Source organism: Luteolibacter sp. LG18 (genome assembly GCF_036322585.1).
In the GTDB taxonomy this organism is placed as follows: domain Bacteria; phylum Verrucomicrobiota; class Verrucomicrobiia; order Verrucomicrobiales; family Akkermansiaceae; genus Luteolibacter.
The window spans coordinates 3,949,194-3,963,550 of the sequence record NZ_AP024600.1 but is presented as its reverse complement, the minus strand read 5'-3'; the positions used below and the strand labels follow the sequence as shown (position 1 = coordinate 3,963,550).

Here is a 14,357-nt window from a genome sequence, read left to right as displayed (position 1 = left end):
CATGAACGTCACCTCCGCCCCGTCCGATCCGATCCTGGTCGTCACCCGCGTCTTCGATGCCCCGCGGCCGCTGGTCTATCGGGCGTGGACGGAGAAGGCCCACCTCGACCACTGGTGCGCGCCGCATGGATTCACCATCCCGTTCTCGGAGGGCGATCTCCGCGTCGGCGGCGCGTGGCGAACCTGCATGCTCTCCGGTGAGGGCACCCAGTTCCGGCTCGGCGGCGTCTATCAGGAGCTGATCGAGGACCGGAAGATCGTCTTCACCCACGTGTGGGAGGAGGACTACGGCCCCGGCCCCGAAACGCTGGTAACGGTCCTGCTTTCCGATGATGCCGATGGCGGCACACGGATGGAGTTCACCCACGGAGTCTTCGCCACCCAGCAATCGCTGGAAGGCCACCGCGGCGGCTGGAGCGAATGCTTCGACCGGCTCGCATCCTATCTGGAGGATGCGAAGCTGCGCGAGGTCGTCCAATCCCGCCTGCTCGACACCCACGTGGAGGACGCCTTCGATGCCTGGATCGATGCCGGCCGCCTCGCTGAATGGTGGGGACCGGAGGGCTTCACCAATCCACTTTGCCAATTCGAGCCCCGGCCGGGCGGCCTCATCCACATCCACATGCGCGCGCCGGATGGCACCGTTTATCCGATGTCTGGCGTGGTGCAGGACGTGGCTCCGCCGGAGCGGCTGGAGTTTCTCAGTGCCGCGCTCGGCCCCGACGAAAAGCCGCTCTTCGAAGTCCACAACACCGTCACCTTCACACCGGAGGAAGGCAAAACCCGGCTCAAACTCCATGCCCGCCTGAACGGTGGTCCCACCCCGGAATCCCTGCCCTACCTCGCCGGCATGCAAACCGGCTGGTCGCAATCGCTCGACCGGCTCCAAACCTATCTCGAAACCACCTGAACCGCCCACCGCCATGAGCCAATACGTCGATGGATTTGTCATCCCCGTCCCGAAGGCCAATATCGAGGACTACCGCAAGCTTGCCGAATTGGCCCGCCAGATCTGGCTGGACCACGGAGCACTGGATTACCGCGAGTGCGTCGGCGACGATCTCGACCAGGAAAAGACCGTGACCTTCCAGAAAGCCGCCGGGGCCAATCCTGACGAAACCGTGGTCTTCGCCTGGATCACCTATGAATCCCGCGAACGCCGTGACGCCATCAATACGGCCGTGATGAACGATCCCCGGATGGCACCCATGATGACCTCGACCACCATGCCTTTCGATTGCAACCGCATGATCTACGGCGGCTTCACTACCCTCGTCTCCTGATTTTCCAAACTCCCACCACCACGAAACCATGATCATCCCCACCCACAGCACCGGCCACCTGATCCTCTTCCGCGGCACCGATTGGTGCAAGGAGCTCTCGATGGACGAGATCCAGAACGTCATGTCCCGCTGGAACGATTGGGTCGAAGGCCTCAAGAGCGATGGCCGTCTCATCGCCGCCAGCCCGCTCGAGAACGAAGGCCGCGTCATCACCGGCAAGAACGCCAACGTGGCGGACGGTCCCTTCGCCGAATCGAAGGAAGCCGTCGGCGGCTATTTCTACGTGAACGTCGAGAGCATTGACGAAGCCGTGGAAATCGCGAAGCAGTGCCCCGGCCTGCCCCACGGCATCATCGTCGAGGTCCGCCCGGTCGCGCCATCGTGCCCGATCGAGCGCATGAACCTGGAGGCCGCCGCAGCCGCGCAGGGCTAACAAGGTAGGACGTTCCCACCGAGAGTGCCGGGCCTCGCTCCCGGTAGATCGGGCCAATTCAGACAGAATTAACAGGAACCATGGGAAATCGCCTTCACTTGTAGAGGTCTCCTTCCTCTATTTTGTAAATTCTGAAAAATTCTGTTAATTCTGTCCAAACCCGGCCCGACGCCTCAGCGAGTCATCCTACCCGCAGCATGAGTACTGAGATCCCGCGCCTCACCGACCATCTCTTCCGTCATGAGGCGGGAAAACTGGTGTCCGCATTGACGGGGATCTTCGGCATCCACCGGCTCCAGCTCGCGGAGGACGTTGTCCAGGAAGCCATGGTGCGGGCGCTGCAAACGTGGCCCTACCACGGCATCCCCGACAACCCCGCCGCTTGGCTCATGCAGACGGCGAAACGCCGCGCGCTCGATTTGATCCGCCGCGAGAAGGTCTTCCACGACAAGCTGCCCGAGATCACCGCCTCGCTGGAGCAGTGGCCGGAAAGCGATGAACACGCGCCGCGGTTCGAGGACGAGATCAAGGACGGTCGCCTGCGGCTGATGTTCGCGTGCTGCCACCCGGACATCCCCCAGGATGCCCAGACGGCGCTCGCCTTGAAAACACTCTGCGCCTTCAGCCCGGCGGAGATCGCCAGCGCCTTCCTCACCACCGAGGCCGCCATCGCCAAGCGTCTCACCCGCGCCCGCCAGCGCATCGCCGAGGCGGGCATTCCGTTTGAAATCCCCGCCGGAGAAGAACTCGCCCCGCGTCTCGATGGCGTGCTCCGCATTCTCTACCTGCTCTTCAACGAGGGCTACAGCGCTTCCAGCGGCGACAGCGTGATCCGCGCCGAGCTTTGCCATGAGGCGATCCGCCTGGCGGATGCCCTGGTCCAGCATCCCGCCGCGAACCATCCGCGCATGCATGCCTTGCTGGCGTTGATGCTGCTCAATGCCTCCCGGCTCCCCGCACGCGAGGATTTGCAGGGCAATATCCTGCTTCTCAAAGATCAGGACCGCGGCTTGTGGGATCACGCCATGATCGGCCGCGGGCTGCGCCACCTCGCGCTCTCCGCCCGTGGCGATGACCTCACCGAGTATCATCTCCAGGCCGGAATCGCCGCCCACCACAGCACCGCACCCGATGCCGTCTCCACCCATTGGCCCGGCATCCTCGCCCACTACGACCGCTGGCTCACGATCAGCGATTCCCCGGTGGTGGCGCTGAACCGCGCCGTCGCGTGTGCCGAGGTTCACGGTCCGGAGGCGGGAATCACGGCACTGGAACCGATCTGGAAGAGCGGGCAACTCGAGCGTTACTACCTGCTGCACGCCGTGCTCGGTGATCTTCAGGAACGCCTCGGCGACTCCGAGGCCGCCGCCGCCTCCTTCACCCGAGCCCTCCAGCTTACTGCTGTAAAAGCCGAGCAGCTGTTTCTAACCGACCGTCTGAGAGCCTGTCTGGTGAAATGACCATCAGGGCGCAAGGACATTCCTGTCCTTGCCTGAAGAGACTCCGATGGTTGGAGTCGTTCAGCGCAATGACTCTTCCCAACAAGGACAGGAATGTCCTTGCTCCTTGGATCACAACCGCGGCTCCCACTCCATCGCCGACGGAGGAAGCTCGCCCGTTGCGATCAGCCAGGTGCGGCGGAGGACGCGGAAGACGGTTTGGTGTTCATCACGTCCCGGAATGACGATGCGGGGGAAAATGCGGCGCAGATCATGACCGTGGGTCCAGATTCCAATCCCCTGGTTTCCTTGTCCGAATCCGATTGCCTCCTCCTTGATCTCCCGGATGTCACCGTAGTTCACCGGCTTGATCCCGGCATGATCCCAGCCCGAGGGAAGCAACACCCGCATATTGGTGAATGCCTGCCATGCGTTTCCGCGACGGAAGAGGTCGAACCCAAGCTTCGCGATCGCCAACGCCACCGCGACAGCGAAAATCCAGAGCGTAGAGTTGAGCGGCGATCCATCGGGACGACCAATCCCTTGCAGGATCAGAGTTCCGGCCAACACAATCGGGACGAACAATGCTTTCCCAACAATGGGCCGGATCGCCGGCTTCCCCACCCACAGCACCTCCTCCCCGGGAACGAGGAGTTCCTGAACACGCGGGGGAACGAGAGGAACGCTCATGGCGGAAGAATCCGATAGACTCAGACATATCAGGTTTCACCTCCTCCGCGAGTGGAAAGGTCGCACGGCCTCTCCACGATGTAGCTGAAAGCTCTGCTTTCAGAATGTAGGGGGAGGCTCCGCTTTCCCTCTTCGGGGTGGAGGTCGTTTGGCCGGTGAGCCCCCGCCAACTGGAGCTGGCGGAGACGATTCGAAAGCGGAGCTTTCGACTACATCAGGAAACAAAAAGCGCCCCGGCGTGAACCGGGGCGCTTTTTGAAAAACCAGTATCAGATGCCGCTTACTTGATCGACGGCACGCCGATGGACGGATCGGTGTCAGCGGCGTAATCCACGCCTTCAAGGCCGAAGCCGAAGAGGCGCAGGAAGCTCGACTGGTAACCGGCGAAGTCACCGAGCTCGGAGAGGTTCTCGGTGTTCACTTCCTTCCAGCGCTCGCCGACGAGGGCCTGAACGGCCGGGGCCATTTCCCAGTCGTCCACACGGATGCGGCCGGCTTCGTCGGGCTGCGGGTTGCCGTTGTACATCCGCTCGCGGAAGAGGCGGTCCATCTGCTCGATGGTGTCCTCGTGGGTGCCTTCGTCCTTCATCACCTTGTAGAGGAGGGAGATGTAGAGCGGCACCACCGGGATGGCGGAGCTGGCCTGAGTGACCAGCGCCTTGTTCACGGACACCCAAGCCTTACCCTGAAGCGGAGCGAGCTTGGCGTCGAGTTCGCGCTGAACGCGCTCGAGGTCTTCCTTGGCCTTGCCGATGGTGCCCTGCTTGTAGATCGGCCAGGTGACTTCCGGCCCGATGTATGAGTAGGCGACGGTCTGCACGCCTTCGGCCAGCACGCCGGCTTCGAGCAGGGCGTCCATCCAGAACATCCAGTCCTCGCCGCCCATCACGGCCACGGTCTGGGGAATGTCGTCACCCTGGGCCGGTTCGATGGACACCTCGTTGACCACGCCGCTGTTGGTGTTGAGGTTCTTGGCGGAGTAGCTCTGGCCGATCGGCTTGAGGACGGAGGAGTAGACTTCACCGGTCTTCGGATCGGTGCGGCGCGGGGAGGCGAGGCTGTAGACCACGCAATCGACCTGGCCGAGGTCGGCCTTGATGGCGGCGATCACCTCGGCCTTCATCGCATCGGAGAAGGCGTCGCCATTGAACGAGCGGGCGTAGAGACCAGCGGCGGCGGCTTCCTTTTCGAAGGCGGCGGAATTGTACCAACCGGCGGTGGCGGGGCGGCTTTCCTCACCCGGACGTTCGAAGAACACGCCGATGGTGGCGGCATCGGAGCCGAAGGCGGCAGCGATGCGGGAAGACAGGCCGTAGCCGGTGGAAGAACCGATCACGAGCACCTTCTTCGGGCCGTTGGCGATCGGGCCGCGGGATTTGACCACGGCGATCTGGTCGGCCACGTGCTTGGCGCAGCCTTCTGGATGGGCGGTGGTGCAGATGAAACCGCGGACCTTGGGAGAGATAATCATGGTGGTGGGTCGTGTGTTCGGAAACCGGACGCGGGAACCCCGCTGCCGTCCGGCTGGGCAAATCGTGAACCGGAACCTTGGACGGTGTGCAAGCTTTGAACAAGCCGAACCGTTTTCCCGCCCCATCCGCCGCACATCCTATTGAGAGTAAATGGGAAGCGTTTCTCTTAAAATATCAACGATGCGCTCCCGCTCGGGCTTTTTCAGGTAACCGTAGCCCTCCATTTCCTCCGGAGCCTCCAGGATCGCTCCCAGCCGCTTCACCACCGCGGTCTTCACCCGCATGGGCAGGGACTGGAAGACCTCGGAGTAGACCATGTAGGAACAGCGGTTCTTGAAGAGCTTCGCGCCAAGGTGAAACTCCGTCAGCGAGTCGCCCTCGCCGGTGACCGGAAACCGTTTCGCGAAGGCAGTTTGGAACGCCTCATCCCCCTCCACACCATCGCCCATCGGCGCGGCATCCTTGAAAAGCAGGGCGTCCACGATCTTCAGGGCGTCGTCATCCGCCAGCTTGCCCGCCGTGCCGTGGTCCGGGTCAGCCTTGGCATCGAACGCTCGGGACATCCAGCTCATCCGTCGGTAGCGGTAGGAGGCGGACGTCATCAGGTTGTAGACTTGGCATTGGTGCTCCAGCACCAGCAGCGCCACGATGTCGCTGGTCGCACGCGGGTATTTCGCGGGGTCGACGCGGTCGCCCACCTGATCCAGCTGCACCGCCGCGGTAGAGGTGTCCGGCTGTTCGCCGTTGCGGAAAAACCGGTTGCCCAAATGCGGCAGCGAACTCCGTCCCGTCACGTAATACCCACCCCAACGTTGTTCCAGAGGCGTGGTGGCATTCACATCCACGCTGCCAAATTCCAGCAAGGGCCGCCCGTCCGCATCCGCGAACACCGAACGCACCAGCACGCCCGGCACATCCAGCGTCCGCGCGGTGCCGTGGCAGGACAGGCAATCCGCCGTCTGACGCTGCGCCACCGGTGCCGCGGGCCCGCCCGCATCCAGGGTCCGGAACACCGGTCCCAGCACCGGATCGTGGGAAATGATCTCGATCTGTCCGCCCGGAACGTAGCCGACGTAGGTGCTCTCGGAGAAATAGAGCGCCCGCGGATTTCCCGGATCGATCAGCGGGTTCTGCTTGCTGGTCTTTGAAAACACCAGCACCTGCGATTCTACCGGAACATTCAGCCGCGCGAGCACCTCCTTCAGCCTCTCCAGCGGCGTGGTAGCGGTAAGTTTCAGGGATCCGTCCACGAGCATCCCCGCCGGGTCTTTCGCCACCGCCTTCGAATACCCAATCGGTGGCTGCTCCCACGCGTCCTGGGCCAGCGCCCCGCCTGCCGCGATACACGCGAAGCCCATGAACCCAAATCCCCTCATGCTTACGACCGCCCGATACGGTCTTTCGTCCCCCGCCCTTTCACCCCGCGACCACCTCCGGCGAGCGCCGGAAGGCCCGCCAAGCCAGAAATGCCGCAGCCAGCGAAACGACCCCTGCCACGAAAAACGGCAGACCGGACAGATCAAACGGGCGCTTCCAATCGATCGCCACGGAGAACAACGAGGTCCACACCAGCGGCGCGAGGATGCCTGAAACACTGGTGATGCTGTTGAGTGCGCCTTGCACCGCGCCCTGCTCATCGGCGGGCACGGCTTGGGAAATGATCGATTGCGTAGCGGGTGATCCCACCCCGGCCAGCGACCCGATGAAGATGATCCCGTAAACCATCCAGCCCACCGGAGCCGCGCCGTAGCAGGTCATCGCCACCGCCATCGCCACGAGACCGACGAACACCCCACGGCGCTCGCCGATCACCTTCAGAATCCGCGACGCCAGCCCGCCCTGCACGATCGCCGCCAACACCCCCACCAGCGCCAGTGAGATCCCCACCTGACGGCTTTGCCACCCGTAGCGATGGCCGGTGTAGAGCACCCACAGGGAGGGGTAAATGTTGCCTGCCAGCATCGTGAGGAAATGCGTGCCCGCCAACGCCGACACCAGCGGCCACCGGCCCAATGCCTTGAGCGCCTTGAGCGGGTGGGCGCTCTCCCAGTGAAACGGGCGGCGGTTTTCCGGTGCCAGCGACTCCGGCAGCACCAGCGCCCCATAGAGCCAGTTGAGCAGCGTGATCCCGGCCGCCACCAAAAATGGCGTGCGCAGTCCATGCGCACCCAGCAGTCCACCGATCGCCGGACCGGCGATGAATCCCAGCCCGAACGCCGCGCCGATCATGCCAAACCCGGCCGCCCGTTTCTCCGGTGGCGTCACATCCGCGATGTAGGCACTGGCCGCCGAGAAATTCGCCGCCGTGATCCCGGATACCACCCGCGCCAGATAGAGCCAGCCGATGGTCGGCGCCCACGCCAGCACCAGATAGTCGATGCCGGACCCCAGCAGCGAGAACAAGATCACCGGCCGCCGACCGAACCGGTCCGAAAGGCTTCCCAGCACCGGCGAAAACAGGAATTGCATCAGTGCATAGAGCGCTCCCAGCCAGCCGACCGAATGAGAGGCCGCCTGCAAGTCCCCTCCCTGGAGCTGCTCCACCAGTTTCGGCAGCACGGGCACGATCACCCCGATCCCGAAGATATCGAGGAACAGGGTGATGAAGATGAAAATGATCGCGGGCTTCGGGCGGGCCATGGGCGGACCATAGCCAGCAAGCCCGCCAGAGGAAGAATGTAGTGCGCCCTTTGAGATTGGACAGGCAGATGAAACCCATCCAGCGCCCAACCATCGGTTGGCCCGTAACAGATCAATTCCCCCAGATCGCGTCCTTGCTGGTGGCCACCTGCAGCGGCGGATTCTCGGATTCCAGTTCGAGCACGATCACCTCGTTGTCCTTCTCCGCGTTCAGCCAGCAGCCGGGCACGAAGATGGATTGCACGGGACCAACCTTCCAGTAGCGCCCGAGGTTGTGGCCGTTGAGCCAGACCATGCCGCGGCCGAACCCTCGCATGTCCAGCCAGGTATCGGCGGGCGCGCCGACGTGGATCACACCGCGGTAAAGCGTTCCGGCCCCGCGAGCCTTGCCATCCTGGATCTCCTCGAACTTCGTGGCCCAGGGGGCCTGCAGTGGCAGGTTCACCATCGAGAATCCGGACAATTCCTTCTCGCCGAAGGTCACCGGCGCGGCCCCCCCCTTGCGCTCGTCGTTCACCCACGGGCCGTAGTTGATCCGTCCCATGTTTTCCACCACCAGGTCCAGCGCGTGCTTTCCGGCCGGTACATTCAGCGGCAGCGCTCCGGCCGGGGACCTCGAGCGTCCGGACACGCCCTGCAGGCGGCCATCGAGGAGCACATACACCCGGTCCTTCACCCCGGCGAGGTCCAGCGATCCCTCCCGCGGGCCCGCCATCGAGGTCCGGTAGGCGATCATCCCGGTAGCCTGTTCAGTCCCACGAAGAAGTCTGTCCGGGCCTGGTGGCTCATTTGAGATACTTCGCCACGGCTTCTCCGCGCGAATGGACGTGGAGCTTCCGGTAGATGCTCTTCACGTGCATTCGCACGGTGTCGAAGGCCAGACCAACGAGGTCCGCAATCTCCTTGTAGGCGGCGCCATCGGCCAGATGGTCTAGGATCTCGCGTTCACGCGGCGAGAGTCTCGCAATCTCCGGGGAGGGTATGCCCTTCTTGTTGAAGAATTCGATGACCTTGCGCGCGATGGAGCCGCTCATCGGACCCCCGCCGCGGTGGACGTCCGAGATCGACTGCAGAAGCGCGGAGGAGGCCGTTCGTTTCAAAAGATAGCCGCTGGCCCCGGCCTTGAGTGACTCGAAGATCCGTTCGTGGTCATCGCACACCGTCAGCATGAGAACATCGATCTCCGGAAGCTGGGCTTTCAGCAGCCGGACGCACTCGATGCCGGTCATGCCGGGAAGATTGATGTCCATGAGCACCACGTCCGGAGCATCGTGCGACAACGCTTTCAAGGCATCTTCGGCGGATCGGAACACGCCGCTGCATTCGAATCCACGGGCACCGCCGATCTGGTCCGCGAGGTTCTCCCTGATCCAATCGTTGTCCTCGACGATCGCCACCCGGATGGTATCCTGGCCGTTTTCCGGCGGGACGGCACTGCGCTGCATAGGGGGGAATCGTACTCCACGAGAAGCATCGCTGCAATACACATCAATGGGTGGGGACCCGGGCGGCGTCCTTCGGCGAGACGAGTCGATCGAGTGCGATCTCAAAGATCACGATGGTCCCCTGCCCTTCCGCGCTGATGAAGGAGCACCTGCCTCCGAGCTGTTCCAGACGATGGACCATGTTACGCAGGCCGTTGCGAGGACCGGCGGTCGGATCGCCGGAGAAGCCGCGCCCGTTGTCCGCAACCTGAATATGAAACATCCCGTCGACGGTGTCCACCTCCACCCGGCACTCGGTGGCCGCGGAATGTTTCATCACGTTGCGGAGCGCCTCCTTTACGGCGAGGAACAGGTGGTGGCGCATGCTGGCGGTCACGGTGAGGTCCGGCAGGCCACCGTGGGACCTCAAGCGCACGCGGACTCCGGTGCCTTCAAAATATTTCTCGGCGTAGTGGAGCAGGTAATCGCCCAGCATTGGCAGGGCGTCGTTGCGAGGATTGACTGTCCACACCACCTCGTCCATCGCCCGGGTCAGTTCGTGCGAGGTATCGAGGATGTGGCGCACCCCGGGCTCCATGCCGTGGGGTCCCTGGCCCTCCCGTTCGGCGAGCATGGCGATCTTCGTAACCCGCGCGCCAAGATCGTCGTGCAGATCGCGGGCGATGCGGGAGCGTTCCTCCTCGATCAACCGGCGCTGCTCGGCGATCTCACGCTGGTGGATCTCCACCACCAACTGGGCGGTGCGTTCCTCGACCTTGCGCCGCAGTTGGACGATCCACGCCGCGGCCATCACCAGCACGAGGGACAGGGTGGCGGCGAGTCCCAGTATCCGCCTCACGGTCCACCACGGCGGGCTGGACAGGATCACGACATCGGAAGGCTGGTTGAGAAGCAGGATCGCACTGGTCCTCGTGCCGCCATCGTCGTTGTTTCTGTGGGAGGAGCAGATGCCGGTGAGCTCCAGCACGCTGCCTGGCGCGGGCGGACGGTTCCAGATGACTCCGGTCGGAAGACGAGCGGAGAACTTCCAATGATCGCCCTGCAACTCCAGCAGTTGTCCAAAATCGCGGGACACGATCTCCACCAGCGTGGCGCGGATGCGGACGCGGCTCGCCTCGCGCGAACGATCGAGCAGCTCCGCCGGAGTAATGGCCACCGGCTCGGGCAGCGGCGCGCTTCCGGTGGCTCGCACCACGGCATCCAGCAGCACCGGCGCGGGTCCTTCCAGTTCCGGCATGCCGGACACTTCCACCGTCGTGCCCGGCACCAACGCCACTGGTTCGCGGGTCGTGAACACCGCACCCTGGTCTCCATCCCACAGGAAGCACTCGCGGGCGGACGTATGGATGACCAGGCCTGAGACCCTCACGCGGTGGAAGGCCGAGGCTCCCGCGGGATCGAACTTGCGCAGCTCCGGCAAGCGTTTCGCGGGCACGGCAAAGGGATCGGCACCGGCGGCCGAAACCACGGTGATGAAAAGCGGTGAACTGACCCGAAGGTAGGTGCCGCGGATTTGGCGGGCCTCGTTCGCGAAGGGCGCGACAATCCCCCGCGCCCGCACCACGGCTCCGTGCAACGACGCCATCGCGGGCAAATCCCCGTGCAGCACCCACACGCCCATCGTGCCCTCCGGAAGGCCGAGCGTGAGCAGCCCGTCCTCCACCTTCCGGACCACGCCTTCCACTTCCACCCACTGGGCATTGAGACTGCCATTCCACAGGCGGTCATAGGGTGGCCGCGCCGGCTCCGGCAACGTTCCCTTCCCCAGCCACCGTACCGATGCGTCCATCAAGTTTGGCGCGAAAGCCCCACGGATCACCCGCCCCTCCAGCTCCACTTCATCTCCCATTTTCAGCGCTGGCGATTGATCGGAAGCCAACCAACAGGTAACGCCCGCACCCGCCTCCTGCACCGTCACCGAATGGCTGTCCTGGTCACAGGTGACCACGCCTCGGATTCGAACCTTCATCGGCAGATCGTCGTCCGGCAAGGCCCGCACCTCACGAATGGTGGAAACCAGCGGGCGCGCCTGCCGGCCGCTCTCTCCCGGTTGCCACACGCGATGCGCCGCCTCCGTCACCCTGGGCCGCCCGTCCAGCCAGACCACCAGCCCGAGTACCTCCACGGCCGTTCCCGGGGCCGGACTCCTACGATCACTCACGGCAATTTCCTTGGAATCCTCCAACAACCGGAACGAACCCACCTCCGCTCCCGAGGCCGCGACACCACGAAGATGGACCAAGCATCCCTCGGGGTTCGTCGCAGGGTTCAGCGATGCGAGCGGCACCACCGGCATCTGCCTCCACAGGACGGCAGGCAAATCCTCCACCTCCACGGACGATGGACCGGACGCCAGCAATCCGGAGGCGATCCTCATCCCGCCCGTGCCCCGCGCGCCGAAGCAGGCCCCGCGCACCTGCACCTTGCAGCCCGGTTGCAGCAGCGGGGACAATCCGTTTTCCGGCACCTCCACAACAAGGCTGCCGCTGCTGGAAACGAGTTCGAACCGCATGAGGCCTGCGTCCCGCCCCACCACCCCCACTGTGCCAGACGCCACCGCGAGGCGGAAATCATCCTCACCCGTCCATGCCTGGCCTGCGACCACCGGCAGCGGAACCCGGCCCCCCCCCCGACCCGAGGGCCGTGACCACCGGTGGGGCTTCGCCGACGAAAAGCCGGCCACCATCGTTCGAGGCGAGATGGAAACGGTAGTCCCCGGTGCGCGGTATCTCCAGTTCGCCGGTGAACACAATGCCGAAGTTCTCGTCCCTTCCCGCCACCGATAGGTCGAAATCCCTCACCACCCCTCCAGCCTTCGGCACAAGTCCACCGAACACGGGCAACCTGTCCCAAGAACCCTCGTAGATGGCATAGCGGAGCCCCTCCTCCCGGCCCGGGGCCCCTGGATGGGACAATGCTCCAGCCGGGACCGGCTGGCGCGGCAGGTCCGGCCCCTCGTAGCCCACGGCCAGCTGCTTGCCGCGGTCCCGCTGGAAGTACTCCACCCGTAGTGGATGCCGGCCCGCATCGAGGTGGATCGCCCCGGCCCGCTCCAGCAAGCCATGGGCACCGTCCACATCCACCAGGGGCACTGGCCCGCAACGCAAGGCACCCTGCGCTACCCGCACGATCCCCGCGATCGATACCCGCCCCCCCGCGACCAGCCCGGGCTGGGCCCTGTCCAGTTCCAAACGGACCGCGCCGGAATCGTCCTGCAGGACCACCGCATCCCCGGCCGGAGACACCCAGGTCAGATCCCCCCTGAGATCGATCCCCCGGGACACTCCCCCGTTCTCCTTGAGCAGCCCGCGCACCCCTGCAGCCTCGTCCCTGGCACGTTCCTGTCCCGCAGCGGATGCCAGGCAGCCGACCAGAACCACGGCGTGGCGGAGCAACGAATCACGGAGGCGCGAAAGGATCGTCATCGGGAGCGGGGTTCCCACGAAGCTCACGAACAGGAGCAGCGGTCGTTCATTATCGCGGACAAGAGCGGGGGTTCGCACGACAAAAAGCCGCCCGGATGATTCCGGACGGACCGGGATCATCGCAGGCCTCGGTTTTTCCGGGCAGGCGTGGGTACCCTCACCCGGTTCACCGGCGGGAACAATACACACAAAAGGGCATCCCCGCTCCTCATGGCCTCGCCAACGTCGCGCGGAAACCGGATGGAGGCGGCCCGATCGAGCCCCCGGGACACCACGCCGGCGGAAAGAGATGCGAGTCCGCAGCATGGGCCGATGCATTCTCCAAGGCGCGAAGGACGGCCCGGGCCAGGCTTTCCACCGGATAGCAGAAGTGCGCCGGGGTTGGTTCCAGCGCGTCCATCTCAGCGGAGTGGGAAAGGCAGAGCAGCGACACGTGGTCCGGCACCCGCAGCCCCAGCGCCGCGCAGGTCGAGAACACGGTGAGATACGGCCGCAGGTTGTTCACGATGACCGCCGTGGGTGGAGTGAATTTCCACAAGCGGCGGATCAGCCCGTGAAGATCACGCGGGCTATCCCCCGTGACATCCGGAACATTGAAGAGATCGGAATAGGGAATGCCTCTGGCCTCGAATTCCCCGCGCACGGCCTCCCGCACCTTCACCATCACCTCGGGCTTCCGTTGGAACATCGGCATCGTGATGCGGGTGTGCCCGTGTTCAAACAGCCGCTCCAGCGACGAGACCACCAGCTCCCGGTAGCTCACCCCGAAGGAGGCCACGGTTTCCGGCAATGATGCCACTCCCAACGCCACGGTGCGGATGCCGCGGGCCTTGACGGCATCCGCCAGCGGGCCTTCCACATCAAGCACCACGGCGCATGAAACCTCGAGCGCCCCGATCAGCTTGAGCTGCTGCGAAGGCTTCATGCCACGCGGGAGATGAAGACGCTGCACCGGTCCGGGAAGACGGCGCTCCAGCGCCAGGAACAGCGCAAGATGATCACTGGAGCGTTCCGTGGGAGGCGTGTCGTAGATCAGCACCGAGCCATGCGGGGCCAGGTCGGCCCGCGGGCCGTGGATTCGCAGGGCCGACCGCCGGCCACGACCGGAAACCCATTGTTCATCCAGAAGCATGCCCACCGCGGCCTCGACGGTCTTGCGGGTGGCGCCGAACTCCGACATCAGCCGCGCGACTCCGGGCAGCCTGCCCGTCCATTCCCGCCTTCCGATCCGCCGCCGCATCTCGTTCGCCAGTTGCTCCGAAGGGGACAGGAATCTGAATGTCTCCATGCCTCATCTGTGTTTCCCCCGGCATAGGATGCCACAAGAAATTGCCGTTACCGCCGCGACGCCAGCCGGTAGGGAAAGCTCGCGGCGGCCACCGGAAACGATGGACGCGGGCCCCGCCTGAAAAAAAACGGCCGGAGAGGGCGCGCCGCTGGCCTGCAACGGATTGTCATCCCAGCGGCGTCCTTCTCCGGCCACCCGCCGACAGTGGCTCATGGCCATGATCCCACGCTCATCTATGTCGG

At 64.5% G+C, this 14,357-nt stretch carries 13 protein-coding genes; 4 read left to right on the top strand and 9 right to left on the bottom strand.

Annotated elements, in window-relative coordinates; all coding sequences use genetic code 11:
* The first annotated feature begins 1 nt into the window (after nt 1).
* The 4 genes from llg_RS15730 (at nt 2) to llg_RS15715 (ending at nt 3,176) form a co-directional block, all read left to right on the top strand.
* Nucleotides 2-910, top strand: coding sequence for an SRPBCC family protein (locus llg_RS15730; protein ID WP_338285647.1), 909 nt, complete (start codon nt 2-4; stop codon nt 908-910).
* Between the two features lie 13 nt (nt 911-923).
* A complete protein-coding gene (locus llg_RS15725) occupies nt 924-1,283 on the top strand; it encodes a DUF1428 domain-containing protein (protein ID WP_338285646.1) in 360 nt (119 codons plus the stop codon).
* Nucleotides 1,284-1,311: 28 nt separating this feature from the next.
* Nucleotides 1,312-1,716, top strand: coding sequence for a YciI family protein (locus llg_RS15720; RefSeq protein ID WP_338285645.1), 405 nt, complete (start codon nt 1,312-1,314; stop codon nt 1,714-1,716).
* Between the two features lie 197 nt (nt 1,717-1,913).
* Complete coding sequence (locus llg_RS15715; RefSeq protein WP_338285643.1) at nt 1,914-3,176, top strand: sigma-70 family RNA polymerase sigma factor; 1,263 nt, start codon at nt 1,914-1,916, stop codon at nt 3,174-3,176.
* Nucleotides 3,177-3,287: 111 nt separating this feature from the next.
* Here llg_RS15715 and llg_RS15710 read toward each other — a convergent pair whose 3' ends face one another.
* The 9 genes from llg_RS15710 to llg_RS15670 all read right to left on the bottom strand — a co-directional run bounded on the left by llg_RS15710 (nt 3,288) and on the right by llg_RS15670 (nt 14,115).
* A complete protein-coding gene (locus llg_RS15710; protein ID WP_338285640.1) occupies nt 3,288-3,845 on the bottom strand; it encodes a hypothetical protein in 558 nt (185 codons plus the stop codon).
* Between the two features lie 280 nt (nt 3,846-4,125).
* Complete coding sequence (gene fabV / locus llg_RS15705) at nt 4,126-5,316, bottom strand: enoyl-ACP reductase FabV (RefSeq protein WP_338285639.1); 1,191 nt, start codon at nt 5,314-5,316, stop codon at nt 4,126-4,128.
* 138 nt (nt 5,317-5,454) lie between these two features.
* Nucleotides 5,455-6,675, bottom strand: a complete 1,221-nt coding sequence (locus llg_RS15700) for a hypothetical protein (RefSeq protein ID WP_338285637.1) — start codon at nt 6,673-6,675, stop codon at nt 5,455-5,457.
* Nucleotides 6,676-6,733: 58 nt separating this feature from the next.
* A complete protein-coding gene (locus llg_RS15695) occupies nt 6,734-7,957 on the bottom strand; it encodes a TCR/Tet family MFS transporter (protein WP_338285636.1) in 1,224 nt (407 codons plus the stop codon).
* A gap of 112 nt (nt 7,958-8,069) precedes the next feature.
* Nucleotides 8,070-8,693 (bottom strand): hypothetical protein, encoded by a 624-nt coding sequence (locus llg_RS15690; protein WP_338285634.1) that lies wholly within the window; start codon nt 8,691-8,693, stop codon nt 8,070-8,072.
* A gap of 49 nt (nt 8,694-8,742) precedes the next feature.
* On the bottom strand, nt 8,743-9,402 hold the full coding sequence (locus llg_RS15685; RefSeq protein ID WP_338285633.1) for a response regulator transcription factor: 660 nt from the start codon (nt 9,400-9,402) through the stop codon (nt 8,743-8,745).
* A 43-nt stretch (nt 9,403-9,445) separates the two neighbouring features.
* Entirely contained in the window at nt 9,446-11,914 is a 2,469-nt protein-coding gene (locus tag llg_RS15680) for a sensor histidine kinase (protein WP_338285632.1), read from the bottom strand.
* Between the two features lie 64 nt (nt 11,915-11,978).
* Entirely contained in the window at nt 11,979-12,827 is an 849-nt protein-coding gene (locus llg_RS15675) for a PA14 domain-containing protein (protein WP_338285631.1), read from the bottom strand.
* Nucleotides 12,828-13,035: 208 nt separating this feature from the next.
* Nucleotides 13,036-14,115 carry a substrate-binding domain-containing protein gene (locus llg_RS15670; protein ID WP_338285630.1) on the bottom strand — a complete coding sequence of 360 codons (1,080 nt, stop codon included), beginning with the start codon at nt 14,113-14,115 and terminating at the stop codon, nt 13,036-13,038.
* Between the last annotated feature and the right edge of the window lie 242 nt (nt 14,116-14,357).